We start from the raw sequence: 26,807 nt of genomic DNA on the forward strand, positions 1-26,807 counted from the left end.
ATGAATGCATCCACCGCCTCCATTCTTGTCGTCGATGACGAACCCGATCTGCGCACCCTCTATGAGCTGACCCTGCTGCGCGAAGGCTACCGCGTGGAGACCGCCGCCAGCGTGGACGACGCGCGCCAACAGCTGCAGACGCAGAAGTTCGACGTCGTGATCACCGACATGCGGCTGCCCGACGGCTTCGGCATGGACTTGCTGCACGACCTGCGCAGCCAACAGCGGCGTGAACGCTGCGTGGTCATGACGGCCTATGGATCGGCCGAGAACGCGGTGGAGGCGCTGCGCGCGGGCGCGTTCGACTACCTGACCAAGCCCGTGGACCTGAAGCAATTCCGTGCCGTGGTGGCCTCGGCGGTGCAGGGTATTGGCGCCGTACTGGCGGCGCCCAAATCCACCCGCCCCGGCGCACGCAATGTCACGCAGTGGCCGGACATGCAAGATCCTGTGCTGGATCGCCTGATCGGCGACTCCGAAGCCATGCGCAATGTGAAGCAGCGCATCGCCAAGGTGGCGCGCAGCATGGCCCCCGTGCTGGTGCGTGGCGAGTCAGGCACGGGCAAGGAACTGGTGGCCCGCGCGCTGCATGCCAGCAGCCAGCGCTCCGAAGGCCCACTGATCGCCGTCAACTGCGGCGCAATTCCCGAGAACCTGCTGGAGGCAGAGTTCTTTGGCGCGCGCAAGGGTTCCTACACCGGCTCTACGCACGACCGGGAGGGCTACTTCCAGGCCGCCCGTGGAGGCACGCTGTTCCTTGACGAAATTGGCGACCTGCCGCTGCCCATGCAATCCAAACTGCTGCGTGCGATCCAGGAGCGCACGGTACGGCCCCTGGGCTCCACGCAGGAAGAAGCCGTGGACGTGCGCATCGTCAGCGCCACGCACCGAGACCTGGCCGCTGACGTGCAGGCGGGGCGCTTCCGCCAGGATCTGTATTACCGGCTGAATGTCATCGAACTGCTGATCCCACCGTTGCGCGAGCGGCGAGAGGACCTGCCCGCGCTGTGCGAGGCCTTGCTGGCCCGTATCGAGCAAGAATCGGGGGTGGCCGTTCCCCACCTGACAGAGGAAGCGCTGCAGTGCATTGCACAGCACCCGCTCACCGGCAATGTGCGCGAGCTGGAAAACCTGCTGCACCGCGCGGTAGCCCTCAGCGATGGCCATGAGCTGCACGTCGAAGGCGCGCCAGCCTCCACCGTGGAGGCACCGCCACCCCTACCGCAGCCCGTACCGTCCGCACCAGCCATCGCGCAGCCTGCTGAGCCGCACGCGCCCCCTCGTTGGTCCGGCATCAGCGAAGGCATGCCCCTGCCCAACGACCTGCAAGCCTGGCTCGACCAGCAGGAACGGGAAATACTCGTGCGCGCCCTGCGCGAGGCGGGTTTCAACCGCACGGCCACCGCAGCCCGCCTGGGCATCAGCCTGCGCCAGATCCGTTACCGGATTGCCCGGCTGCACATCGAGGTACCGCAAGACGGCGACAGCCATGGCGACGCGCAGCCCTGAGCGTGCGGCCCGGCGGCCCGCCTGGCACGGCGGCTGGTACGCGAATGCGAGACGCATGGACTCGCCCAACCACGGGCCACGCCCCCCGCAGGCCAGCGTGGACCTCATCGTGGTGCATTCCATCAGCCTTCCCCCCGGGCAGTTTGGCGGGGACCATGTCCACCGGCTTTTCATGAACCAGCTGGACTGGGACGCCCATCCTTATTTCCAGCAGATTCGCGGCCTGGAAGTGTCGACGCATTTCTTCATCACGCGCGCGGGTGTGCTGTGGCAGTTCGTGGACGTGGGCCGACGCGCCTGGCACGCGGGCCGTTCCCACTACCGGGGGCGCGATGCCTGCAACGACGACTCGATCGGCGTTGAGCTCGAGGGGCTGGAAGGTGGGAGCTTCGAGCAAGCGCAGTACGCCACCCTTGTGACCCTTTGCAAGGCGCTGCGGCAGCGCTACCCCGTGCGCTACATCGCAGGACATGAGCACATCGCCCCTGAACGCAAACACGACCCAGGCCCTGGGTTTGACTGGCGTGTACTTCGTGGAGCCTTCGCCGGCACGGGTGTTCTTTTTCCGCCAGGGTGTTGATCCTCCCAGGCACCTGGACGCATTGCCGCACTTTGCGCCTTCGCCTCGCCTTCACTGCTCAGGATGAAGTTGCACGCGCGTTTGCGCGCAAGATCGGCCGGCATGCCGCACCATGGCTCAAGCCGTCGGATGCGGGCCTGATCCTACGGGGGCTGCGACGGCAGTAGAAGGCCCAGGCGTTCAATCACGTCGAAACGATCTCGCCAGCCTCTTACGGGGATACACTACCCCTAGTGTCTTGAGCCATCAACACACACTAGATATAGTGTGCGGCGACAGTCTACGCCGCCGTCTCGCCGGCCGAAGGTGACTGCCGTCCGCCTGGCCATTTCTCCGAACACCTCCGAGGACCTCCATGCACGCTGCGCCCCTATCCGCTCCTGTTGACACCCCATCGCCTGCACGGGCCACCCCGTCAGCCACGCCGACCGGGGCCCATCCACTGATGCACTACCAGATCATCCGCCGCAACGGCGCCGTGGTGCCCTTCGAGCCGCAAAAAATCGCCGTGGCGATGATGAAAGCATTCCTGGCCGTTCACGGGGCACAGGGAGCGGCCTCGGCGAGCGTGCGCGAAGTGGTGGATCAGCTGACCCAGGCAGTCGTGCGCGCGCTGATGCGCTCGCGCCCCGCGGGAGGAACGTTCCACATTGAGGACGTGCAGGACCAGGTGGAGCTGGGCTTGATGCGAGGCAGCCATCATGAGGTGGCACGCGCCTACGTGCTCTACCGCGAGCGCCGCGCGCAAGAACGCGCACAGAAGAAGGAACAACTGCTACCCCAGATGCCGGCCCTGTATGTACAGGACCAAGGTCAGCGCGTGGAGCTTGACATTCTGCGCCTGCAGAGCCTGGTAGAAGCCGCATGCACGGGCCTGGGATCGGACGTCCAGGCCGCGCCCATCATCGCGGAGACCATGCGCAACCTGTACGACGGCGTACCCATGGACGAGGTGTACAAGGCATCCATCCTCGCGGCGCGCACCCTGATCGAGAAAGATCCCGGCTACACCTACGCGACGGCACGACTGTTGCTGCACACCATCGTGCGCGAGGTGTTAGGCCGCGACGTGAATCCCGCCGACATGGCCCTGGCCTACGCCGACAACTTTCCACAATTCATCCGCCAGGGCGTGGACAACGAGTTGCTCGACCCGCGCCTGATGGAATTCGACCTGCAGCGCCTGGGAAGCACACTGAAGGCCGAGCGCGACCTGCAGTTCGACTATCTTGGCCTACAGACGCTGTACGACCGCTACTTCCTGCATGTGCGCAAAACGCGCATCGAGCTGCCTCAGACCTTTTTCATGCGCGTGGCCATGGGCCTGGCGCTGCGCGAGGACGACCGCAACGCCCGTGCCATCGAGTTCTACGAACTGCTCAGCTCCTTCGATTTCATGAGCAGCACGCCCACGCTGTTCAACAGCGGCACATTGCGCTCGCAGCTATCCAGCTGCTACCTGACCACGGTGCCCGACGAGCTGGAGGGCATCTACGAATCCATCAAGGAAAACGCCCTGCTGTCCAAGTTCGCGGGCGGCCTGGGTAACGACTGGACACGCGTACGCGCCCTCGGTGCACGCATCAAGGGCACGAACGGCGAGTCGCAAGGCGTGGTGCCGTTCCTCAAGGTGGTCAACGACACGGCCGTGGCCGTGAACCAGGGCGGCAAGCGCAAGGGTGCCGTCTGCACCTACCTGGAAAGCTGGCACCTGGACATCGAAGAATTCCTGGAGCTGCGCAAGAACACCGGCGACGACCGGCGACGCACACACGACATGAACACGGCCAACTGGATTCCCGACCTGTTCATGAAACGCGTAATGGAAAAGGGCCTGTGGACACTGTTTTCCCCCTCGGATGTCCCTGATCTGCACGACCTGTACGGACAGGCCTTCGAAAAAGCCTACATCGCCTACGAGGCCAAGGCCGAGAGCGGCGAGCTGCCTCTGTTCAAACGCGTACCGGCCGTCGACCTCTGGCGCAAGATGCTTTCCATGCTGTTCGAGACCGGGCATCCCTGGATCACCTTCAAGGACCCGTGCAACATCCGCTCTCCCCAGCAGCATGTAGGCGTAGTGCACAGTTCCAATCTCTGTACCGAGATCACGCTCAACACCAGCGATGCCGAGACGGCCGTGTGCAACCTGGGATCGGTGAACCTCGCGCGCCATCTCAAGGACGGAGGCATCGACCACGACAAGCTGCGCAAAACCGTGAGCACGGCCATGCGCATGCTGGACAACGTGATTGACATCAACTACTACGCCGTACAGAAGGCCAAGGATTCCAACCTGCGCCACCGCCCCGTCGGCCTGGGCCTGATGGGGTTCCAGGACGCGCTGTATGAACTGCGCATCCCCTACGCAAGCGACGCCGCAGTGGAGTTTGCCGATACCTCCATGGAGGCTCTCTGCTATTACGCCTACTGGGCCTCAACCGATCTCGCCCAAGAACGGGGCCAATACTCCAGTTACCAGGGTTCTCTGTGGTCCCAGGGCATCCTGCCGCTGGATTCACTGCAGTTGCTGGAGCAGGAACGTGGCGGGTACGTGGAGGTGGACCGTACGACCCGTCTGGACTGGGACATGCTGCGCGCCAAGATCGCGCAAGACGGCATGCGCAACTCCAACTGCATCGCCATTGCGCCCACAGCCACCATCTCGAACATCGTTGGCGTGGACGCCTCCATTGAGCCCTCCTTCGGCAATCTCTCCGTCAAATCCAACCTCTCGGGAGAGTTCACGGTCATCAACCAGTACCTGGTGCGCGACCTGAAGCAGCTGGGCCTGTGGGACGACGTGATGCTCATGGACCTCAAGCACTTCAAGGGATCGCTGCACGCGATCGACCGCGTTCCCCTCACCGTCAAGGCACTGTATGCCACCGCCTTCGAAGTCGCTCCCACCTGGCTCGTCGAAGCGGCGGCGCGTCGACAGAAATGGATCGACCAGGCGCAGAGCCTGAACATCTATATGGCCGGCGCCTCAGGCAAGAAGCTCGACGAGACATACAAGCTTGCGTGGATACGCGGCCTGAAGACCACTTACTACCTGCGCACGCAGAGCGCGACGCATGTGGAGATGAGTACCGTGAACACACGCCAGCTCAATGCCGTCGCGTCCGGCGCAAGCGACACGGGGGAGGGAACGATGGCACCAAGCTCGGCACTGAACGCTGCCGTGGCCGCAGCGCAAGCGCAGGCTGCTGCCATCCCTGCGACCGACGTGAAGTTCTGCGCCATTGACGACCCCGGCTGCGAAGCCTGCCAGTAATGCCGTGCGCATGCGGGCGCAGCGTGACACATCGTCGCCTCGTTCGCATGTGTCGTGAAGCAACAGATCACGCCTGGCAACGCTTCGGTGCTTTTCATTTTGAAGCACTGCTTCCATAATCCGACCACTGGAAAACCTATGCTCACCTGGGACGACGAAGTCAAGCCCTCATCGCAAAAACTCTTGGACGGCAGTCACTCCAACGACCGCCCTGTGGAGCCTCCGCCAAACGGTTTCCAAGCACCCGTGTTGCAGTCCGTCGCCAGCACTTCGACGCGCACTGCCCCTACCGCGTCTGCAGCACCCCAACACCGCCGCGTGTCTGCGGTCGACAAACGCATCATCAACGGCCAGACCGACGTCAACCAGTTGGTGCCGTTCAAGTACAAGTGGGCGTGGGAGAAATACCTCGCCACCTGCGCCAATCACTGGATGCCGCAGGAAGTGAACATGACGCGGGACATCGCACTCTGGAAGGACCCGAACGGCCTGACCGAGGACGAGCGGCGCATCGTCAAGCGCAACCTGGGCTTCTTCGTCACGGCCGACTCGCTGGCCGCCAACAACATCGTGCTGGGCACCTACCGCCACATCACGGCGCCGGAATGCCGGCAGTTCCTGTTGCGCCAGGCGTTCGAGGAAGCCATCCACACCCATGCGTACCAGTACATCGTGGAGTCACTGGGCTTGGACGAAGGCGAGATTTTCAACGCCTACAACGAGGTCCAGTCCATCCGCGACAAGGACGAGTTCCTGATCCCCTTCATCGAAGCGATCATGGATCCGCGCTTCACGACCGGCACACCCGAGAGCGACCAGACACTACTCAAGTCGCTGATCGTTTTTGCGTGCCTGATGGAAGGTCTGTTCTTCTACGTGGGTTTCACGCAAATCCTGGCACTCGGCCGCCAGAACAAGATGACCGGCGCTGCCGAGCAGTACCAGTACATCCTGCGCGACGAGTCCATGCACTGCAACTTCGGCATCGACCTGATCAACCAGCTCAAGCTCGAAAACCCACATCTGTGGACGGCCGAGTTCAAGGACGAGATCAAGGCCCTGTTCATCAAGGCAGTGGAACTGGAATACCGTTATGCCGAAGACACCATGCCGCGTGGCGTGCTGGGTATGAACGCCTCCATGTTCAAAGGCTACCTGCGCTACATCGCGAACCGCCGCGCCACACAGATCGGGCTGGAAGCGCTCTTTCCGAATGAAGAAAATCCGTTCCCCTGGATGAGCGAGATGATTGATCTGAAGAAGGAACGCAACTTCTTCGAGACGCGCGTCATCGAGTACCAGTCGGGCGGCGCCTTGTCCTGGGACTGACATCTTCGTAGACCAGGCCATGATTTTTCAACCACGCTCCGCGCACACAGCACCGTTCGGCGCTGCGGCCTTGGGGCGTTTCCGCATTCGTGGTGACGCATATTCAGTCGTCGCCATGGATCGCTCCACGCCCAATGCAGGCGTGGGGTGCTCTTTGCAAATCGACCCAAGGAGAAAATGATGGCAACTGCGAAGAAACCCGCTGCAAAGAAAGCAGCTCCCGCTAAGAAGACGGCTCCAGCCAAGAAGGCAGCCGCTCCTGCCAAAAAGGCCGTAGCAGCCAAGAAGGCAGCACCCGCCAAGAAGGCAGCCGCTCCTGCCAAAAAGGCCGTAGCAGCCAAGAAGGCAGCACCCGCCAAGAAGGCAGCCGCTCCTGCCAAAAAGGCCGTAGCAGCCAAGAAGGCAGCGCCCGCCAAGAAGGCAGCCGCGCCCGCGAAGAAGGCTAAGGCTCCTGCCGCAGCGCCTGCTCCTGTCGCGCAAACAACGCTGAACCCGCAAGCCGCATGGCCCTTCCCTACGGGTGGCAAGCCATAAGGCTACGGGACAGTCCAGCCTACGACCCGGTGCTTGCACCGGGTTTTTTTATGGCAAAGCCGCAGTCAGAAACGCTGCTTCAATCCCGGCGCTCGCTCAGTCAGGTTGAAAGTCCAGCTGGTAATTCTGCGGGCCGCGTTGCGCGATCTTGAGCGCGCCCAGCCGGTTGCCCAACTGAGCGCAACGTGCCAGGGTCCACCCCTTCTCCAGGCCGTAGAGCAAACCGCCACGCCAGGCATCCCCGCAGCCCGTGGGGTCCACCACCTGCGCCGGTTGAACAGGGGGAACATGCGTCCTGACACCCTGTTCCCAAATTTCACATCCCTGTGCTCCCAGTGTGACGATCAGGCCGCGGACCCGATGCGAGATCTCTGCCAGGCTCCAGCCCGTACGGTCGCACAACATCTTGCCTTCGTAGTCATTGACGGCGATCCAGCTCGCCTGCTCGATGAATCGACGCAGGTCTGCGCCATCGAACATGGGCAACCCCTGTCCCGGATCGAACACGAACGGAATGCCGGCCTCGACGAATTGCGCCGCGTGCTGCAGCATGGCCTCACGGCCGTCCGGCGCGATGATGCCCACGTGCGCACCCGCCCCGGGCGGGATGCGGTGCAGGTGGGCCTGCATCATGGCACCGGGGTGGAACGCCGTGATCTGGTTGTTGTCCCGATCGGTCATGATCATCGCCTGGGCGGTGTATGTATCCTCCACGCGGCCGACAAAGCGGGTGTCGACGCCGAGTTGCTGCAGTCGCGCCAAGTATTCGCCGCCATCAGCGCCCAGCATGGCCATGGGCAGCGGGTTGCCTCCCAACAGCTTGAGGCTGTATGCGATATTGCCAGCGCATCCTCCAAAGTCGCGGCGCAATGTGGGAACGAGAAACGACACATTCAGGATATGCAGTTGCTCGGGCAATATTTGCTCTGCAAAACGCCCATCGAACGTCATGATGGTGTCGAAGGCCAGGGAACCGCAAATCAGCGCAGCCATAGGGTCAAAGCTCAAGAGTAAAAAATCAGGGATAGAAGGCCACCAGCCGATAGCCAGCCACCTGCGCAGCGCCCTGGATCACCTGCAACGGCAGTGCACCGCTCCACACGAAACCTGGTGCCAATTCCAGGGGGGCCCCCAGTTCGTCACGCAGCAATACGCGCCGCACAATGGGTTGGTCTTGCGCATCCGTCAGCGTGAGTTCCAGCGCCGGCATCGCAACGGCCTGGGTCGACGTATTCTTCACGCTCATCTGCAACTGGTACCCGGACGGATCGTGGCGCGCCTTCAGAAACGATGAGCTGTCGATGACCACGGCCGTGATGTGCCGTGGAGGTTGCAGCACGCACTGCAAGCGCCCGCACAGTCGTTCCATCCAGGCGCGGGCCACGGGATGACGCGATGCGATGTCGTCCCGTTCCTGGATGGTGATTTGGAGAAGCAAGGCCACCACCAACGTCAAGCCGACCAAGGACAGGCCCACACGCACGGAGGGCCTGCGCCAGAACGCGTTGCGCCGCGCAGCCTTCACGAAGCCAGGTTCAATGACGGGATCCGTGCGGTCGTCGGCGTGCCCTTCTTCCCGCTCCAGCGATGGCGCGCCTGCATCCTCCGATGGCGCCAGGGACTCCAGCGGTCCAGCCGGGCTGGGCGCCATCTCTAGTGATTCGATGGTTTCCTGCGCCGCCCTCCCCGCAGCGGACGTGCCCCCCTCCTCTGTGGGCATCGGTGAAACCAGAACGGCAGGGGCTTCCGCGGATTCGTGGCTGCTGGGTTCCTCCGATTCCGCATCCTCCTCAAGAGGCGCCGCCGGTAACTCGTAACCCCGCGGGAGCGTATGGACTGGCGGGGCGGGAATATCGCGCGCGGCTGGAGACAGGGGCGCCGCATCGGCATCCACCGGGGGCGCAGCCATTGCTTTCGGCGTCTTCGCAGGCGCTGCGCCCTCCGGATTCGCCAGCAGAAAGGCGGGGACCGGGGGCGGTGGGGGAACCCATGGTGGAGGTTCGCTTTCCGTACGCAGGCCTTCATCCGCCGCGGGAACCACTTCCTGCGGTGCGCACGCGGCCGCTGCAGACATCACCGGGTCCGGCGCAAGCGACGTTGGAGCCTCCACATGCCGCGCGCTGCCCCAGACCTGAATGCCTTCCGAGGCTTTACCGACGGGCTGTGGCGGAGGCTTGAGCGCATCCAGAAGCAGGTCGGAAAGCAACGGCTCCGCCTCCTGCACCTGCAAGTGCTGCGATGCATCGAACACCTCCTTGCAGTGCCCGCATCGCACCCAGCCTTCCGATATCCGCAGCTGATCGGCAACCACCCGAAAGGTGGTGGAGCAGTGGGGGCAGCGGGTGATCTGGCTCATCGGCTGTGGATTGTAGGGGCCCCTCTACGGCCCCGCGCAGCCCGCGCAGCCCGCGCGGTTAGCGACGCGCGGTCATCAGGATCCAGCCATCCTCACGGTCCGACACCTGCAGCTGCAGCCACGGCGCATAGGCCTCCTGCAGCTCCTGCGCCTGCCGCTCCAGGATGCCGGCCAGCACAAGGTGCCCGCCCTGCGCAACATGGCCGCTGAGCAAGGGCGCCAGCACCTTCAGCGGCGTCGCCAGAATATTCGCCAACACGGTCTGGTATTGCCCTTGCGCCCGCTCGGGCAGACCCGCGTTCACCTGCACGCCGTTGGCTTGCGCATTTTGTCGCGTGGATTCCACGGCTGCCGCGTCAATGTCCACCGCGTCGATCTCTGTGGCGCCAAATTTCGCGGCGCCGATCGCCAGGATGCCGGAGCCGCAGCCATAGTCGAGCACGCGCCCCAGCGCCTGCCCGGCCGCGTCGCCATGTTTGGCAATCCATCGCAGGCACATGCGCGTGGTTGGGTGGGTTCCCGTGCCAAAGGCCAGCCCTGGATCCAGGCGGATGCTACGGCGCGCAGCCGCGGGCATCTCGTGCCACGTCGGCACGATCCAGAAATCGGGCGTGATGTCCACCGGCGCGAACTGGGATTGCGTGAGCCGGACCCAGTCCTGCTCCTGCACCACACTCACCCCCTGCACGATGCAGCCCTCGAAGAAATCCTGGGCCTGCAACAGTTGCCGCGCCTCCTCGGCCGCCTCTTGCGTAGGAAACAGGGCAGTGATGCGGCTACGCTGCCAACCCTCACGCGGGGCCGGCATGCCAGGTTCTCCAAAAAGCGCCTGCTCGGCATCGGTGTGCGCGTCGGCATCTTCCACCGAGACGCTCAAGGCTTCCAGCGCATCGAGCGCGTCGCTCACGGTCTCCACCCGTTCCTCGGGACACAACAGGTTCAGCTCGAACATGGGATCAGCCTCCTTGCACGCGATCCATGAAAAAAGCTGGCATCCGTTTCCGGATGCCAGCGGGCAGGTCAGAAGTGCTGACGATCAGCGCTGGCGCTGCGACAGCCACTCCTCCAGGTAGTGGATGTTGGTGCCGCCCGCTACGAACTTGGCGTCCACCATGAGTTCGCGGTGCAGCGCCACGTTGGTATTGATGCCTTCGATCACCGTTTCCGACAGTGCCGTGCGCATGCGCGCCAGGGCTTGCTCGCGCGTATCGCCGTGCACGATGATCTTGCCGATCATGGAGTCGTAATTCGGCGGCACGTAGTAGTTCGTATAGGCGTGCGAGTCCACGCGCACGCCCGGGCCGCCAGGCGCGTGCCACATCGTGATGCGCCCCGGCGACGGGATGAACTTGTAGGGATCCTCAGCGTTCACCCGGCACTCGATCGCATGGCCATGGATCTGAACCTGGCGTTGGGTGAACGGCAGTTTTTCGCCCGCAGCTACCATGATTTGCGTGCGCACGATGTCCACGCCCGTGATCCACTCGGTCACCGGGTGCTCCACCTGCACGCGGGTGTTCATCTCGATGAAGTAGAACTCGCCGTTCTCGTACAGGAACTCGAACGTACCCGCACCGCGGTAGCCGATCTTCTTGCAGGCAGCCACGCAGCGTTCGCCAATCTTCTCGATCAGCTTGCGCGGAATACCCGGTGCCGGCGCTTCCTCGATCACCTTCTGGTGGCGACGCTGCATGGAGCAGTCGCGCTCGCCCAAGTACACGGCATTGCGGTACTTGTCGGCCAGTATCTGGATCTCTATATGGCGCGGGTTCTGGAGGAATTTCTCCATGTACACGGCCGGGTTGCCAAAGGCGGCCTGCGCCTCGGCCTTGGTCATCTGCACCGCGTTGACCAGCGCCGCCTCGGTGTGCACCACCCGCATGCCACGGCCGCCACCACCGCCAGCGGCCTTGATGATGACCGGGTAACCGATACTCTTGGCAATGCGGCGGATCTGCACCGGATCATCCGGCAACTCGCCATCGGAGCCCGGCACGCAGGGTACGCCCGCGCGGATCATGGCCTGCTTGGCCGACACCTTGTCACCCATCATGCGGATGGAGTCGGGCGTCGGGCCGATGAACTGGAACCCGCTCTTTTCCACCCGTTCGGCAAAATCGGCGTTCTCCGACAGGAAGCCATACCCCGGGTGAATGGCCTCGGCGTCCGTCACCTCGGCCGCCGAAATGATGGCAGGCATGTTGAGGTAGGACAGCGGCGAGGGCGCGGGGCCGATGCACACAGCCTCCTCCGCCAGCTTGACATATTTGGCGTCGCGGTCGGCCTCGGAATAGACCATCACGGCCTTCACGCCCAGTTCGTGGCAGGCACGCTGGATTCGCAGGGCAATCTCGCCGCGATTGGCGACCAAAATCTTCTTAAACATGGTTGGCCTCGCGGCTCAAGGCCGCATGCAGACAAAAACCCGCGCCAGCGCCTGGTGCTGCCATGCACGCGCAACGAGCGCATGCGGCGGGGGCTGAAGCGCTCATGCGCGGCTTACTCGATGACGAACAGCGGCTGCCCGTATTCCACCGCCTGCCCGTTCTCACCCAGGATGCGGGTCACCGTGCCCGACTTGTCGGCCTCGATCTCGTTCAGGATCTTCATGGCTTCGACGATGCACACCGTGTCACCTTCCTTGACCTTGCTGCCCACCTCGACAAACGGCTTCGCGCCCGGGCTGGACGCGCGATAGAACGTACCCACCATGGGCGACTTGACGATATGGCCAGAAGGGGCCGCCGCCGCGGGGGCAGGCAATTCAGCGACGGGCGCGGTGGGCGCGGCCGCTACGGGCGCGGCGGCCATGGGGGTTTGGACGGGAGCGGCGACGAACTGCTGCACCACGGCCCCGCCGCTCTTCACGATGCGGACCTTGCCCTCGGCTTCGGTGATCTCGAGTTCAGAAACATTCGACTCGGAGACCAGATCGATGAGGGTCTTGAGTTTTCGCAAATCCATGGGGGCTCCAACGGCTAGAAACGGAATGGGGAGCGAATTTACCCTAATTTCGGACTATTTCACCGAAACGACCCCAATTGCCACCATCTCCATTGAGGAAACACAGGCTCTCACAACGTTGTGGACCAGCCTTGAAGATCCTGCGCCGTCAGTTGGCCCATTTTACGCTTCAAAATGCTGCCATTTGCACCAAACAGTACGGTAAAGGGCAGCCCGCCCTTTTCGTTGCCTAGCCCGCGTGCCAGGTCGGTGCCGCCCAGCCCCCCCAAGGCGATTGGGAAATCGAGAGGCATGCGCTCTAGAAATTTGCGCACGTTGGAAGGCTGATCGATCGCCAAGCCCACAACCTGCCACCCTTTGGCGCGGTGTTCCCCATAAAAGGCATTGAGCAGCGGCAGTTCTTCCACGCACGGGGGGCACCAGGTGGCCCAAAAATTCAACAGCAGGGGGCGACCCCGCAAGGCGGCCATGGACAGCACTTCGCCCGCCGGGCCTTCAAACTGCGCGCCCCAGACGGCGTTGGACACGCCCTCCTGCACCGGGCCCGGCCGCAGCCGCCAGGCCGCCAGCCCCGCGCCCCCCAGGGCGGCAAGGGCACCGGCCCCCACCAGCAGCCAGCGGCGGCGGCGGAGCGGATGGGCGCTCGGCGCCTTTGCGGAATCGGCAGACGCCGAAGAGGAAAGAGTGGGCTCGTTCATGAAGACAGGGTGGAAGTAGGCATTTCCTGCAGCAACCGGCGCACGGCTTGCAGATCACCCCGGGGCGCGCGCCCCCGGGCGTCGGGGCGCAGCGCGCCACGCAGGTCGTCCAGGTCATAGATCAGCAGATGCACGCCGATCTCTTCGTGCAACGCGGCGGATCGGCTGCTCAGACTCAAGGCATCGACCGGCTCGCCCCGGAAACCCATGACGGTGCGCGGCTCGTAATTCACATGGTGGTCGATGAGGGCAATCTCGGCCGATTTGGGATCGTCGCAGAACAGCGCCAGGTAGATGTCGGACAGCCGTGTGGCCGTGCCGTGCCAGACCGCACCGCCCAGGTAGGGGCGGAAGTCCTGCATGCGTTGCATCCACACCAGCGCCAATTCGCGCAGCGCCCGCAATTCGGAGGGTTGGGTATCGGCGCAAAACAGGCCGATGTACTCCCGCACGGCGTCCTCGACGAGGTCGTTGTCGGGCAGCGGCGTGCGCTGGGGCAGCCCCAGTTCCTTGACCGCGCGGCGCTTGGCCGCCCCCCACTCCAGCCCCTCCTCGACCACCAGGCGGGCTGCGGCATTGGCGATTTCGATGGCAAGGGCGTTTTGCATGGCGGCACGGTCCAGAACGCAGGACGCCCATTGTCACCCCAATGCCCCGCAATACCGTTGACGCAACCGTGACGGCGCACCCGCCGCAGGGGCAATGCACCATGCATCCGCCATTTGCTCCTTATTCGATAGCTGTTCGCGCTTGATCAACGGGCGTTAGACCCATTTTTCTCATAAATCCTGGAGTTTCCACCGAGGTCCATAGAATCGGGAGCCATGCATATACACATCCTGGGCATCTGCGGCACGTTCATGGGCGGCCTGGCCGCGCTGGCGCGCGAGGCGGGCCACCGTGTCACCGGCTGCGACGCCGGCGTCTACCCTCCCATGAGCGACCAGTTGCGCGCCTTGGGAATAGAGTTGATCGAAGGCTATGGCGCCGACCAGCTCGCGCTGAAGCCTGACATGTTCGTGGTGGGCAACGTGGTCAGCCGCGCGCGGCTGGCGGACGGCACGCCGAAGTTTCCGCTGATGGAGGCCATCCTCGACGCGGGCGCGCCCTATACCAGCGGGCCGCAATGGCTGGCCGAGCATGTGCTGCAGGGCCGCCATGTGCTGGCCGTCGCCGGCACGCACGGCAAGACGACCACCACGTCCATGCTGGCCTGGATTCTGGAATGCGCGGGCCTGGCGCCCGGCTTCCTGGTGGGCGGTGTGCCGATGAACTTCGGCGTATCCGCGCGTCTGGGCGCACCCGTACGGCCCCTGGCCGGGCCAGGACCGCTCGCCACGGCGCCGCTGTTCGTGATCGAGGCGGATGAGTACGACACCGCGTTCTTCGACAAGCGCAGCAAATTCGTGCACTACCGCCCCCGCACCGCCGTGCTGAACAACCTGGAGTTCGATCACGCCGACATCTTTGACGACCTGGGCCAGATCGAACGGCAGTTCCACCACTTGGTGCGCACGGTGCCGCCCTCGGGCCGCGTGGTGGTCAATGGGCTGGAGGAGAGCCTGGCACGCGTACTGCACGCCGGCTGCTGGAGCGGCGTGGCCAACTTTGGCACCGCGGTGAGCGACTTCGGCGCGCAAGGCGAGCCGCACGATTTCGAGGTGCTGCAGCGGGGCAGCACAGTGGCACGCGTGCAGTGGTCGCTGACGGGCGTGCACAACCAGCTCAATGCCCTCGCTGCCATCGCGGCCGCCGAGCATGTGGGCGTGACGCCTGCCCAGGCGGCCGAGGCGCTGGCGCGCTTCGAGAACGTCAAGCGCCGCATGGAGCTGCGCGGCATGGTGCGGGGCATCGCTGTCTATGACGACTTTGCGCACCATCCCACGGCGCTGCGCACCACGCTGGACGGACTGCGCCGGCGCGTGGGCCCCAAGGGCGAAGGCCGCGGGCGCATCCTGGCGGTGTTCGAGCCGCGCAGCAACACCATGAAGCTGGGCACCATGAAGGCGCAGTTGCCCTGGGCGCTGGAGCCGGCCGACCTGGCCTTCTGCCATACCGCCGGCCTGGACTGGGACGCCGCTGCGGCGCTGGCCCCCATGGGTGTGCGCGCGCAGACGGCGGGCGACCTGACCACGCTGGTGGGCCAGATCCGCGCGGCGGTGCAGCCGGGCGACCACATCGTCTGCATGAGCAACGGCAGCTTTGGCGGAGTGCACGCCCAACTGCTCGCAGAACTATCAAAACAATAGCTGCTAGCGCTTGATTAATAAGCGCTAGCAGCCTTTTTGGCTTGAGACTTAGAAGCTGACAGCCATGCCCGGCACGTCCACGCGCACGACGGGCCTGGCAAGCGCAGCGACGGTGGCGCGGGCAAACTGGCCGGACCATGCAGGATCGGCCAGCAGCGTCGCCCCCGCGGCGCGGGCCACGGTCAGCACCTTGTCGGCCAGCAGCACCTTGCCGCTGGCGCGCAGCGGCTCGCATTCCAGGCGTAGAAATTCATCGTCCAGCCAGCGGCGCGCGTCCTCGTGCGACAGGGGCTGTCCCCCCTGCGCGTCCAGACGGAATTCCTGATCGGGGCTCAGGGTGACCAATACTTCGCTGTGCATGAGCTGTCTCGCCTCTTGATGGAATAGTGTTGACGGGTGAACGGGACGGCGCGGCCGCGCCATTCCCGTGCCGCGAGCTTACACCGCGCCCGCTTCAACGCGCGCGCCGCGCTTGCACGGCGGCCGCCAGCTCGGCCAGGCAGGCAACGGAGTCGTCCCAGCCCAAGCAGGCATCGGTGATGCTCTTGCCGTATTCCAGCGTCGTGGCATCGTCCTTGCCCGGCGTGAACTTCTGCGCTCCGGGCTGCAGGTGGCTTTCCACCATCACGCCGAACACGCTGCGCGAGCCGCCTGCGATCTGCGCGGCGATGTCGCGCGCCACATCGCGCTGCTTCTCGTGCTGCTTGCTGCTGTTGGCATGGCTGCAGTCCACCATCAGCGACGCCGGCAGGCCGGCGGCCTCCAGGTCCTTGCAGGCCGCGGCAACGCTGGCTGCGTCGTAGTTAGGCGCCTTGCCGCCGCGCAGGATCACGTGGCAATCCTTGTTGCCCGCGGTGTGCACGATGGCCACCTGGCCGTTCTTGTGCACCGACAGGAAGTGGTGGCCGTGGCTGGCGGACTGGATGGCATCGGTGGCGATGCGGATGTTGCCATCGGTGCCGTTCTTGAAGCCGATGGGGGCCGAAATGCCGGAGGCCAGTTCGCGGTGGACCTGGCTTTCGGTGGTGCGCGCCCCGATGGCGCCCCAGCTGATCAGGTCGCCGATGTACTGGGGCGAGATCACGTCCAGGAACTCGCTGCCCGCCGGCACGCCCAGGCGGTTGATGTCGATGAGCAGCTGGCGCGCGATGCGCAGGCCCTCGTCGATGCGGTAGCTGCCGTCCAGGTAGGGGTCGTTGATCAAGCCCTTCCAGCCCACGGTGGTGCGGGGCTTCTCGAAGTACACGCGCATGACCACTTCCAGCTGGTCCTTGTACTGCTCACGCACCGCCTTGAGCTTGCGCGCATAGTCCACCGCGGCGTGCGGGTCGTGGATCGAACAGGGGCCGATGATGACGAGCAGCCGGTCGTCCTCGCCGCTCATGATGCGCTGGATGCTGCGGCGTGTGTTGGCAATCAGCGACTCCACCTCCGACCCGCGGATCGGGAAGAAGCGAATCAGGTGGTCTGGAGGAGGAAGCACGGTGATGTCCTTGATGCGTTGGTCGTCGGTCTCGCTGGTTTTCTCGACGTTGGGATACCAGGCATCGCTGCTGGAGACATGGGCGTTCATGGGTGCTTCCTCTCGGGTGTGTGGGGGGGGGTGAAGATGGAAAACGGAGAACAGATAACAAAAAAAACCGCCGGGCTTTTCAGCTTCGGCGGTTTCTTAGAGAAGGGGGCTCAGTCTGGGTGCGCGCGTACCTCTCATCCGCCAGGGACAGAGAACCAAAAGTAAAAGTAAAACGCGCTGTGAACTGACATGCGGACCAATGTAGCACGTATTGCGGCACCGCAACATAGGCACCCTGTTGCCGTCGCGCTACAACCGCTTACGGATGCCGTCCCTCGAACCACCACCGGCGCAGGCGCGCCAGCAGTGGCGCACGCGGTGGAAGCTCCGCGGCAGGCCGGGTGTCGGGCGCCGATCGCTCCATGCAGGGGTCGCCCTGCATATAGATGTCGAGCACCAGCCGCGCCTCTCCCAGCGTGCGCCACGCCTGCCGCTCAAAAGTACTGAAGCGCTCGGCCTCAGATGGGCTACGCTGCTGCAAGGCCTGCTGCCATTGCGCCAGGGCATCGCGCAATTCGCGCAACGCGCGCTGGTAGACACCGAATTCATACAGCGCATGCCAGGCCGACCCCAGGCCTGTGAGGTGCAGCTGGTGGCGCCTTGCGCAATGCGCCAGCGCCTCGGCGCTGCGCCGCACGGACTCGGGCCCCAGCTGCCCCCGGCGCGCGCGCGTGGCGGCCTCGATATGCTGGGCCAGCTCGCCCAGGCTGTCGCGCAGCGCACGCGCGTCCTCGTCCGCCTCGCCGCCGTGCGGATTACGGTCCGGATCGGTGAAAGTCTGCGGGCGGCTGGAGAGTGGCGTGGGCATGGCACACAACCGGCCGCGGCGCTCAGGCCGTGCCGCCCACCGTCAGGCCATCGATGCGCATGGTGGGCTGGCCCACTCCCACGGGCACGCTCTGACCCTCCTTGCCGCAGGTGCCCACACCGCTGTCCAGGCGCATGTCGTTGCCGATCATGGTCACCTTCTTGAGCGACTCCGGGCCGCTGCCGACGATGGTCGCGCCCTTCACGGGGTACTGGATCTTGCCGTTTTCCACCCAGTAGGCCTCGCTCGCGGAGAACACGAACTTGCCACTGGTGATGTCCACCTGTCCGCCGCCGAAGTTGGTGGCGTACAGGCCCTTCTTGATGCTGGCGACGATCTCCTGCGGGTCCTTGTCGCCGCCCAGCATGTAGGTATTGGTCATGCGTGGCATGGGGATGTGGGCATAGCTCTCGCGCCGGCCGTTGCCCGTAGGCTTGACACCCATGAGGCGCGCATTCATCGCGTCCTGGATGTAGCCCTTCAATATGCCGTCCTCGATGAGCACGTTGCGCTGCGTGGCGTGACCCTCATCGTCCACGTTGAGCGAGCCGCGGCGGTCGGCCAGCGTGCCATCATCCAGCACGGTGACGCCCTTGGCCGCCACGCGCTGGCCGATGCGGCCGCTGAAGGCACTCGACCCCTTGCGGTTGAAGTCGCCCTCCAGCCCGTGGCCCACGGCCTCGTGCAGCAGCACACCGGGCCAACCGGGGCCCAGCACCACGGTCATCTCGCCCGCGGGCGCGGGGCGCGACTCCAGGTTGACCAACGCAGCATTCACGGCTTCATGGACATACTGCCCGATCTGCTCGTCGGTGAAATAGGCCAGACCGAAGCGCCCGCCCCCGCCGGCCGAGCCCACCTCGCGGCGGCCGTTCTGCTCGGCGATGACGGTGATCGACAGGCGCACCAGCGGGCGCACGTCGGCGGCCATCAGCCCATCGGCACGCGCCACCAGCACCACGTCGTACTCGCTGGCCAGGCCCGCCATGACCTGCACCACGCGCGGGTCCTTGGCGCGGGCACATTGCTCGGCGCGCTCCAGCAGGCGCACCTTGTCGGTGCTGTCCATCGAGGCGATGGGGTCGATGTGCGGGTACAGCGAACGGCTGTTTGCTATCTTTTTGGAAGCTACTCGCGCACGTCCCACCTTATCCGCAGCCGAAATGGACCGCACGGTACGGGCCGCGTCGAGCAGCGAGGCCTCGGAAATATCGTCCGAGTAGGCGAAGGCCGTCTTCTCGCCGCTCACCGCGCGCACGCCCACGCCCTGGTCGATGGAGAACGAGCCCGTCTTGACGATGCCCTCTTCCAGGCTCCAGCCTTCGCTGCGCGTGTACTGGAAGTACAGGTCGGCGTCGTCCACGCGGTGCGCGCGGATCTCCGCCAGGGCGCGGGAGAGGTGGGACTCGTCCAGGCCGAAGGGGGTGAGCAGCAGCTCACGGGCCAGGCCCAGGCGTTCGATGGTGGGTTCGCGGGAAATCATCGGCCGATTGTAGGCAGGCGCCCTAGACCCTGCGTGCACGCAGGTTCCCCCCGCAGCCCCGCTACCGCGCCCGCGGCGGCCCCTGCTCGGGCTGGTGCTGTGCGCGTGCCACCGACATCAGCACCCCCAGCGCAAGCCCCAGCGTGACCATGGCCGTGCCGCCGTAACTGACGAACGGCAGCGGCACCCCCACCACGGGCAGGATGCCGCTGACCATGCCCATGTTCACGAAGGCATAGGTGAAGAAGATCATCGCCACGGCACTCGCCATGAGGCGCCCGAACAGCGTATTGGCGTTGGCCGCAATCGCCAGCCCGCGCCACACCAGCAGCACAAAGCAGACGATCAGGGTGAGGTTGCCCACCAGGCCGAACTCCTCGGAGAACGCGGCGAAGATGAAGTCGGTCGTGCGCTCGGGGATGAACTCCAGGTGCGTCTGCGTGCCGGCCATGAAGCCCTTGCCCCACACGCCGCCCGAGCCGATGGCGATCATGCCCTGGATGATGTGAAAGCCCTTGCCCAGCGGATCGCGCGTGGGGTCCAGCAGCGTGCAGATGCGCTGTTGCTGATAGTCGTGCAGCACCGGCCAGCGCACGCCCTCGGCGCACAGTTGCGGCTCGAACCAGACGATGAGCGCAATGCCCACCGCGCCCAGCAGCACCGGCGGCACCACCAGCTTCCAGGGCAGGCCCGCAAAGAAAATCACCGACAGCCCCGCGGCCATCACCAGCAGCGAGGTGCCCAGGTCGGGCTGTTTCATGATCAGCCCCACGGGCACCATGAGCAGCGCCCCCGCCACCACGAAGTCCAGCGCACGCAGCTGGCCTTCGCGCTTTTGGAACCACCAGGCCAGCATCAGCGGGGTGGCGATCTTCAGCAGCTCGCTGGGCTGGATCACCACACCCACGTTGATCCAGCGCTGCGCCCCCTTCTTGGTGATGCCGAACAGCGCCACGCCCACCAGCAGCGCCACGCCCAGCGTGTACAACGGCACGGCCAGCATCATCAGCCGCTGCGGCGGCACCTGGGCCACCACGAACAGGATGCCCGCGGCCAGCAGCATGTTGCGGCCATGGTCGTAAAAGCGCGTGCCATGATCGAAACCCGACGAATACATGGCCACCAGGCCGATGGATGACAACGCCAGCAGCAGCGCGATGAGCGGCCAGTCAAAGCCGCGCAACAGCGGCAGGAGGCGTTGCGGCAGGGAAGGTTTGTCGAAAGCGGCGGCCATGGGGCGCGATTATCGGGTGCCAGGCCAAGCCCCCTGCGTGATTCCAGGACTAAGCATCAGTCGGCCTGGCGAAACGCCAGCACCAGCTGGTTGCGCAGCGTGCGCAGCTGCCCCTGCACCTTGTCGTCCACCACCAGGCCGCCAGGGCGCTCATGATCGGCATAGATCAGCGCAAAGGGACGCTGCTTGATCGACAGCGGCAGCAGCAGAAAGCTGGTGGCATCGAAGCTGCCGAGGAACCATGCCGGCAGACGCGCTCGCACACGCTCCTCGGTGGCGTCGGCAATCAGGGTATCGGCGCCCCGCTGGCACACGGCGGCAAACAGGTCATCCGCGTCCTTCAGGGGCACGGCCAGGGCGCGCACGGCGTCTGCGCTGCCTTCGCCCAGTCCGAAGCGCCCGGTCATGCGCTCGGTCTTGACCTCGCGCAGGCAGAACACGATGCGCCGCGCGCCCAGCGCACGCAGCATGGTTTCCAGCACCATGCGCACGATGTCATTCAGGCGGAAGTCCTCCACCATGGCGTTGCTGACCTCCTGGATGCCAGCGGCCAGCACCTCGGCCGCCTGGCTGGCGGAAGGCGCCGCATCAGTGGACTGCGCCAGCGTCAGAGGCAGGGTCTGCAGGGCGTCGTAATGCAGCTCATGGCCCGTGGCCGGGTCGGCCAATACCGGCGGCGCATCCAGGGCGGTGGGCGGAGCCAGCAGGCGCGCCGCGGGCGAGCCCTTGTCCACGCGCAAGTCCAGGGCGTCGGCCATGGCGATGAGCTGCTCGCGTGCCAGCACCGTGGCCTTGACGAACTCCTGCTGCGTCATCGAGAAAGCGACCGCATAGTGCGCCGCCAGCCGCTGCAGGCGGGCGCCCGCGGGTTCCGGCTCATGCTGCAGCATGATGGTGGCTGCCTCGTTCGCGGCACGTCCCACCCAGCGCAACCGCTCCACGCCCTCGGGCGGCGCTGCGGCGGCCGCCCCTGCGGTGGCCGTATGCAGCGCTGCAGGGAATCGGGCAGGCTCCACACACGCGCCACGCCGACACCCAGGTCTTCCAGGCTCAGTCCTAGCACCTGCAAAGCCGCGGCTTCATCGCCCCCCGACGGCCGGTCAGAGGCCACCAGCGCACGGATCCGGGCCGCCTCCTCCGGGAAATAAAACGAGCACAGCATGCGCCCCAGGCCCTGGAACATCGCGCCGAGAAACGCTTCCTCGCGCTGGTCGCTCGGCCCGCACAGCTGCGCCGCCACGGCGCCGGCCATCATGGTGCGCAAGAATTCCTCGCGCATCTGCTTGGCGTGCCCCCGGTCCTGCATGTGCTCCAGCAGCACCAGCGACAGCGCCATGTTGCGCACCGCATTGAAGCCCACCAGGCTCACCGCGCGCGAGACCGTGCCGATGCCGCCCCCCAGGTGGGAAAAGGGGGCGCTGTTGACCAATCGCAGCAGCTTGTTGGTGAGGGCAACGCTCTTGAGGATCTCGTTGGTCAGATCGGCAATGCTGTCGTCCTCCGAGTGGGTCATGCGCTGGATGCGCGCCACCGAATCGGACAGCGCCGGAAAGTCGCTCTTGTGGCGCATGCGCCGCAGCAGGAAGTCCAGCGCGGCATTGCTTGCCGCGGTAGGGGCGCTGACCGGCGCCGCCCAGGCACGCAAGGCATCGCACATCTCCTGCGCGCTGGCGTAGCGCTCGGCAGGGTCGCGCGCCAGGGCCCGGCGCAGGATGGAGCGCAGGCCATCGTCCACACCCGCCCCCAGATCGTCGGGCAGCTGCGGCGCGTGCCGGGCGACATGCGCGAGCGCCTGCGCCGGATCGCGCTCAGTAATCAAACGCCTGCCGGTGAGCAGTTCCACGAGCACCAGCGCAGCAGCGTAGATGTCCGATGCGGGCGCGGGCGCCGCGCCCGCCACCGCTTCTGGCGCCATGTAGGCCGGCGTGCCGCGCGCAACGGGGCCGCCCGCAGGGCTGGCCATGGCCGCGGCGATGCCGAAATCCATGATCCGCGCATGGCGCTGGGCATCCACCATCACGTTCGACGGCTTCAGGTCGCAGTGCACGATGCCGGCCTCATGCGCCGCCTGCAGTCCTTCGAGCAGGTCCACCATCAGCTCCACCGCGTCGTGCACCGCACAGCGGCCCTGATGCGCCAGATGCTCGGCCAGCGTGCAGCCTGGCACATATTCGAACACCAGGTAGGGCTGGCCTTCGTGCACGTCGGCCTCGAACACCGGCACGATGCGCGGGTGCGACAGCCGGCCCACATGGCGCGCCTCGCGCAGCCACTGCTCCTGCGCCTGCGCGTCGCCGCCGTCGGCCAGCCACTTGACCGCGACCTCGCGGTGCAGGCGCGTGTCCCGCGCCAGCCACACGGTCGCCTGCGCGCCCCGGCCCAGCACGTGCAGCAACTCGAATCGCCCCAGGCGCTGGCGAGCGGGCATGGCGCCCGCTGCAGCGCCCAGGGTGGCCGGACGGGAAACGGAATCGGGCATGGCGTAAGCTGGCTACAAGATCCACGCATCATCCACCAAAACCCGTTGCCGGACCGGCATTTGCCTTTCGACAGCGCCGACGCTGACAGCCATGCCCACCACCCACCTGCTGTACCTGCACGGCTTTCGCTCCTCGCCCCAGTCCACCAAGGCCCGTCAGGTGGCCGCGCACGTGGCGCAGCACCACCCAAGCGTGACGTTCTGGTGCCCACAGCTGCCCCCTTCGCCGCGCGCGGCGATGGCGCTGGTCGCAGGCGGCATCGCCACCTGGCCGCAGGGACCGGGCATGGCGGTGGTCGGCTCGTCGCTCGGCGGCTACTACGCCAGCTGGGTGGCGCAACAGGCGCGCTGCACCAGCGTGCTGCTCAACCCCGCCGTCCACCCCGCGCGCGACCTGGAACGCTACATCGGCGAGCAGACCGCGTGGCACAACCCCGAAGAGCGGTTCTTCTTCCGCCCCGAGTACATCGCCGAGCTGCAGGCGCTGGACGTGCGCCACCTGCCGCCCGCAGGGCCGGAGCTGCTGATCGCCGCGCAGGGTGACGAACTGCTGGACTGGCGCGAGATGGTCGCGCGCTACCCGCAAGCCACCCAGCGCGTACTGCCCGGCGGCGACCACGCGCTGAGCGACTTCGCCCCGCACCTGCCCGAGGTGCTGGCGTTCTGCGACCTGGCCTGATCAGCGCTCCAGCGGCGGGCCACCGGAAGGCTGGCCGCGCTGCCAGCGCCCGAAGTCGTACGGATAGGCGCGGCGGTAGCGGTCGGTGTGTAGCGCCACCTCGTCCTCGCGGCCCAGCAGCCGCGCGCTGGCGATGAGCTTCTCGATCACGCGCGGCTCGGGCGAGTAGTGCAGCAGTTGCAACGCCAGGGCATGCATCTCGGCCGCATTGGCGGGCGTGACCACCGCAGTGGTGAGTTGCGCGAACTGCGCTGGCGCGCGGAAGAACCACACCTGCCGCGCCGCGTCGGCAGCCGTTAGCGCGCGCAGCGCCGCGGGCCGCTCGGCCGTGGGACGGTACAGCGCGCTCACGCGCGCGTAGTCCCGTACCAGTACGAACCCCATGGCCGGTGCCGCCAGCAGTGCCACGCCCGCCACCACCGCACCCACGGGGCGCCAGCGCGCCGCATGCGACAGCCAGGGCGCCAGCAGCACCAGCACGGCCAGCGCGGTGGCCAGCTGAAACGGCCCGTACCACAGCGGGAACTCCAGCAGGCTGTGCACGCCCACAAGGGCCAGCACGCCCCAGGCCAGTTGGCGGTGGGGCTGCGCCTCTCGCCAGGGGCGCGCGCGCAGCGCAGCCCACAGCGGCACGCCGCACAGCAGCAGCGCGGCCGGCAGGCCCAGTTCCACCGCCAGATGCAGCGGCAGGTTGTGGGCATTGTCCAGCAGCACGCAAAAACGCTCTCCCGCAAACGGGTGGATGTAGTGCGCGTAGTCCAGCTCGCCCCAGCCCCAGCCGGCCCAGGGCCGCTGGGCGATCAGCTCCAGCACGTTGGACCACAGCGTAGCGCGGCCGACGCAGGTCTGGGAGCCATCGGCCATCCGCATGAACAGGCCGTCCATGCGCATGCCCGTCCACCGCAGCAGCAGCTGCGGCAAGCCCCACGCCGCCACCGCATAAACCGCCAGCCCCACGCCGGCCATGCCCAGCGCCAGTGCGCCGCTGCTGCGCCGCCACACGGCGAGCAGCGCCAATACCACCAGCCACTCCAGCGCCCCCGTGCGCGAGGCCGTGGCCGCGCCCGCAGTGGCCAGCAGCACCATGGCCCAGGGCACCGCGACCGCCGCCAGCACCGGCCAGCGCGCGCCGCGCCCTCCCAGCACCGGGTTGCCGTCCACCTGCTCCTGCAGGCGCGCCACCCACCACAGCAGCGCCCACACGCCCAGCGCCAGCAACGTGGCCTGCTGGTTGCGCTGGCGCAAGTTGCCGAAGGCCAGGCCCGGACTGGAGGCATGCACCCACGGCGCCCACCCCGGGTCGCCCATGAAGAACTGCACCAGGCCGATGGCCGCGGCCACCAGCGCCGCCAGCAGCAGACCCGCCGCCAGATGGGCGCCCAGGCGCGCGGCACTGGGACGCCAGGCGCCGCACCAGGCCAGCGCCGCCAGCAGCCAGGCGCAGGCGCCGCTGGCCAGCAGCGGCCAAAAGTTGGAATACGGAGCCTCGGTAATGCCAAAGACGAAGGGCAGCGCCATCGCCAGGACCGCCAGCGGCGCGAAATCAGGACGCATGGCGGGGTGGTGGTGCAAAGGCGATCGTGGGCGTCATGGTGGCACCCATCATAGGCGCCGCCATGGCACTAGGGCCTGTTCACACTATTTTTGCCAGATGCGTTGCGATCAAAAAGGGCCAGGCGCAAGGCGCCAAACGAAGCTGGGGTGCTACCCCAGCGAGGCTTGGCAACGCCGCGAATGGCCCTTTTTGATCGCAACCCGGAGGGAACGGAGTGAAAACCGCGCCATTCGTCGTTGCCCTCCTAGCCAAGGCCCCGGCCTTGGCGTCGTCACGCGCCTAGATTGGCGCGGTTTTCACGCCATTCGCACTGGCAAAAATAGTGTGAACAGGCCCTAGCCGCACTTCAAGCCAAAAATGCCTCCAGCGCTTTTGCAGCAAGCGCTGGTAGCTATCAAAGGCAGAGCAATGGATTACCTGGGCGTGCAGGCACTCCCCGGCTGCGTAGCCTGGCGCAGCCAGGCGATGAGCGCCGCACGCTCGCCATCGTCCTTCACGCCCGCGTAGCCCATGGACGTGCCGGGCACGGTGGCTGGCGGGTCCTTCAGGAAGCGCTGCAGCGTGCGCTCGTCCCAGACGATGCCGCTGGCCTTCATGGCCGGGGAGTAGCCGTCGAACCCCGGCGCCGTGCCCGCGCGGCGGCCGAACAGGCCGCAGTGCTGCGGTCCCGTGCGGTGGCCCTCGATGGCGTGGCACCCCGCGCAGCGCGCGTAGATCTGCTGGCCGCGCGCCAGCTGCGCTGCGTCAGGCGCCATGGGCTGGGGCGCGGCCAGCGCTGGCGTTGCCGGTGCGGGCACGGCGACCGCCATGCCCGCAGCACCAAGCGCCAATCCGCCCACCAATGCCCAGGCCCGCCTACGCCCACCCGCCTGGGCGCGGGTCACGACAGGAACGCCGAGGGCACCGGCGCCTCACCCAGGGCCTGGCGCAGCACGGCCCAGTGCATGGCCTCGTCGCCCAGGATGCTGGCGGCCACCTGCGCCAGGGCACGGTCGGCAAACAGCGGCACCGCACCCAGGTAGGCCGACACGGCGCCGCGCTCCAGTCCGGCGGCAAAGCGCAGCACGTCGGCTTCGGCCTTGAGCTTGTCGGTCGGAAAGCCGTACTGCGCCTTGGCCTGCACGGGCTTGCCGCCCATCTTCTGCACGGCGCCGGCGATCGCGTCGGCATGCTCCTTGTGGTGGCCCTGGAACTGCTGCGCCAGCGGCAGCACGCCGGAGGTGAGCAGACCGCTCTCGGCGCCCACCTGGTAGGCGGCCACGGCCTCGTACTCCGCCGCCAGCGCGGTGTTGAGGATGCGCACGTCGGCCTCGTGCTGCCGCGCATCGGTCTTGGCAGCGGCGGCCAGCGCGTCGCGCCCACCCAGCAACGCCACGGCCGAGGCCGAGAGCACGGCCGCGCCCAACGTGCGGCGGCGCGCGAGCAGTGCAGAAGTAGAAGAAGGAGGCAGGAAGAAGGAAGAGCGGTTCATGGTCATCTCCTTGAAGAAAGGGACAAGGGCCG

The 26,807-nt window shown here is 66.2% G+C and carries 23 protein-coding genes and 1 pseudogene; 7 read left to right on the forward strand and 17 right to left on the reverse strand.

Going from position 1 to position 26,807, the window contains the following annotated elements; translation table 11 throughout:
• The 5 genes and pseudogenes from BV908_RS02980 to BV908_RS22950 form a co-directional block, all read left to right on the forward strand.
• Positions 1-1,509: a sigma-54 dependent transcriptional regulator gene (locus BV908_RS02980; protein ID WP_103737165.1), complete on the forward strand. Its 1,509-nt coding sequence runs from the start codon at positions 1-3 to the stop codon at positions 1,507-1,509.
• Positions 1,490-2,089: a 1,6-anhydro-N-acetylmuramyl-L-alanine amidase AmpD gene (gene ampD / locus BV908_RS02985; protein ID WP_103737166.1), complete on the forward strand. Its 600-nt coding sequence runs from the start codon at positions 1,490-1,492 to the stop codon at positions 2,087-2,089. Before BV908_RS02980 ends, ampD begins: the two co-directional genes overlap by 20 nt.
• 355 nt (positions 2,090-2,444) lie before the next feature.
• The gene (locus BV908_RS02990) at positions 2,445-5,363 is read left to right on the forward strand and encodes a ribonucleoside-diphosphate reductase subunit alpha (protein WP_103737167.1); all 2,919 of its coding nucleotides are present in this window, start codon (positions 2,445-2,447) and stop codon (positions 5,361-5,363) included.
• Positions 5,364-5,501: 138 nt separating this feature from the next.
• On the forward strand, positions 5,502-6,692 hold the full coding sequence (locus tag BV908_RS02995) for a ribonucleotide-diphosphate reductase subunit beta (protein ID WP_011806728.1): 1,191 nt from the start codon (positions 5,502-5,504) through the stop codon (positions 6,690-6,692).
• A 174-nt stretch (positions 6,693-6,866) separates the two neighbouring features.
• Positions 6,867-7,226, forward strand: a pseudogene (locus BV908_RS22950) (histone); the annotation flags it as partial.
• A 96-nt stretch (positions 7,227-7,322) separates the two neighbouring features.
• Here the strand turns inward: BV908_RS22950 and BV908_RS03005 are convergent.
• The 7 genes from BV908_RS03005 to BV908_RS03035 form a co-directional block, all read right to left on the reverse strand.
• The gene (locus tag BV908_RS03005) at positions 7,323-8,219 is read right to left on the reverse strand and encodes a carbohydrate kinase family protein (protein ID WP_047350669.1); all 897 of its coding nucleotides are present in this window, start codon (positions 8,217-8,219) and stop codon (positions 7,323-7,325) included.
• Between the two features lie 25 nt (positions 8,220-8,244).
• The gene (locus tag BV908_RS03010) at positions 8,245-9,582 is read right to left on the reverse strand and encodes a zinc-ribbon and DUF3426 domain-containing protein (protein WP_103737168.1); all 1,338 of its coding nucleotides are present in this window, start codon (positions 9,580-9,582) and stop codon (positions 8,245-8,247) included.
• A gap of 58 nt (positions 9,583-9,640) precedes the next feature.
• Entirely contained in the window at positions 9,641-10,534 is an 894-nt protein-coding gene (prmA, locus tag BV908_RS03015) for a 50S ribosomal protein L11 methyltransferase (protein WP_011806732.1), read from the reverse strand.
• Positions 10,535-10,618: 84 nt separating this feature from the next.
• Positions 10,619-11,968, reverse strand: coding sequence for an acetyl-CoA carboxylase biotin carboxylase subunit (gene accC / locus BV908_RS03020; protein ID WP_011806733.1), 1,350 nt, complete (start codon positions 11,966-11,968; stop codon positions 10,619-10,621).
• A 113-nt stretch (positions 11,969-12,081) separates the two neighbouring features.
• Positions 12,082-12,546: an acetyl-CoA carboxylase biotin carboxyl carrier protein gene (accB, locus tag BV908_RS03025; protein ID WP_011806734.1), complete on the reverse strand. Its 465-nt coding sequence runs from the start codon at positions 12,544-12,546 to the stop codon at positions 12,082-12,084.
• Between the two features lie 110 nt (positions 12,547-12,656).
• Positions 12,657-13,244, reverse strand: a complete 588-nt coding sequence (locus tag BV908_RS03030; RefSeq protein ID WP_103737169.1) for a TlpA disulfide reductase family protein — start codon at positions 13,242-13,244, stop codon at positions 12,657-12,659.
• Complete coding sequence (locus BV908_RS03035) at positions 13,241-13,852, reverse strand: hypothetical protein (RefSeq protein ID WP_103737170.1); 612 nt, start codon at positions 13,850-13,852, stop codon at positions 13,241-13,243. Before BV908_RS03035 ends, BV908_RS03030 begins: the two co-directional genes overlap by 4 nt.
• Before the next feature lie 216 nt (positions 13,853-14,068).
• Between BV908_RS03035 and mpl the strand changes: the two genes are divergently transcribed.
• Complete coding sequence (gene mpl, locus BV908_RS03040; RefSeq protein WP_103737171.1) at positions 14,069-15,493, forward strand: UDP-N-acetylmuramate:L-alanyl-gamma-D-glutamyl-meso-diaminopimelate ligase; 1,425 nt, start codon at positions 14,069-14,071, stop codon at positions 15,491-15,493.
• Positions 15,494-15,541: 48 nt separating this feature from the next.
• Here mpl and BV908_RS03045 read toward each other — a convergent pair whose 3' ends face one another.
• The 7 genes from BV908_RS03045 to BV908_RS22960 form a co-directional block, all read right to left on the reverse strand.
• Positions 15,542-15,853, reverse strand: coding sequence for a hypothetical protein (locus tag BV908_RS03045; RefSeq protein ID WP_011806738.1), 312 nt, complete (start codon positions 15,851-15,853; stop codon positions 15,542-15,544).
• 94 nt (positions 15,854-15,947) lie between these two features.
• A complete protein-coding gene (locus BV908_RS03050; protein ID WP_103737172.1) occupies positions 15,948-17,066 on the reverse strand; it encodes a 3-deoxy-7-phosphoheptulonate synthase in 1,119 nt (372 codons plus the stop codon).
• Positions 17,067-17,325: 259 nt separating this feature from the next.
• Positions 17,326-17,874 carry a hypothetical protein gene (locus BV908_RS03055; protein WP_047350662.1) on the reverse strand — a complete coding sequence of 183 codons (549 nt, stop codon included), beginning with the start codon at positions 17,872-17,874 and terminating at the stop codon, positions 17,326-17,328.
• A 22-nt stretch (positions 17,875-17,896) separates the two neighbouring features.
• Entirely contained in the window at positions 17,897-19,357 is a 1,461-nt protein-coding gene (gene tldD / locus BV908_RS03060) for a metalloprotease TldD (protein WP_103737173.1), read from the reverse strand.
• Between the two features lie 61 nt (positions 19,358-19,418).
• Positions 19,419-20,591, reverse strand: a complete 1,173-nt coding sequence (rodA, locus tag BV908_RS03065) for a rod shape-determining protein RodA (protein WP_011806742.1) — start codon at positions 20,589-20,591, stop codon at positions 19,419-19,421.
• Between the two features lie 56 nt (positions 20,592-20,647).
• Positions 20,648-21,481, reverse strand: a complete 834-nt coding sequence (locus BV908_RS22955; protein WP_348639057.1) for a hypothetical protein — start codon at positions 21,479-21,481, stop codon at positions 20,648-20,650.
• The gene (locus BV908_RS22960; RefSeq protein WP_348639058.1) at positions 21,403-23,070 is read right to left on the reverse strand and encodes an HDOD domain-containing protein; all 1,668 of its coding nucleotides are present in this window, start codon (positions 23,068-23,070) and stop codon (positions 21,403-21,405) included. The genes BV908_RS22955 and BV908_RS22960 overlap by 79 nt, the downstream gene beginning before the upstream one ends.
• Positions 23,071-23,161: 91 nt before the next feature.
• Between BV908_RS22960 and BV908_RS03075 the strand changes: the two genes are divergently transcribed.
• Positions 23,162-23,749, forward strand: coding sequence for a YqiA/YcfP family alpha/beta fold hydrolase (locus tag BV908_RS03075; protein WP_103737174.1), 588 nt, complete (start codon positions 23,162-23,164; stop codon positions 23,747-23,749).
• On the opposite strand, the gene BV908_RS03080 is transcribed toward BV908_RS03075, so the two are convergent.
• From BV908_RS03080 to BV908_RS03090, 3 genes are all read right to left on the reverse strand, one after another.
• Positions 23,750-25,303 carry a Wzy polymerase domain-containing protein gene (locus BV908_RS03080; RefSeq protein WP_103737175.1) on the reverse strand — a complete coding sequence of 518 codons (1,554 nt, stop codon included), beginning with the start codon at positions 25,301-25,303 and terminating at the stop codon, positions 23,750-23,752.
• 414 nt (positions 25,304-25,717) lie between these two features.
• Positions 25,718-26,113, reverse strand: a complete 396-nt coding sequence (locus BV908_RS03085) for a c-type cytochrome (RefSeq protein WP_246867432.1) — start codon at positions 26,111-26,113, stop codon at positions 25,718-25,720.
• 71 nt (positions 26,114-26,184) lie between these two features.
• Positions 26,185-26,775: a ferritin-like domain-containing protein gene (locus BV908_RS03090; RefSeq protein WP_103737216.1), complete on the reverse strand. Its 591-nt coding sequence runs from the start codon at positions 26,773-26,775 to the stop codon at positions 26,185-26,187.
• Between the last annotated feature and the right edge of the window lie 32 nt (positions 26,776-26,807).

Source organism: Diaphorobacter sp. LR2014-1 (assembly GCF_002916785.1).
Lineage (GTDB): Bacteria > Pseudomonadota > Gammaproteobacteria > Burkholderiales > Burkholderiaceae_C > Diaphorobacter > Diaphorobacter nitroreducens.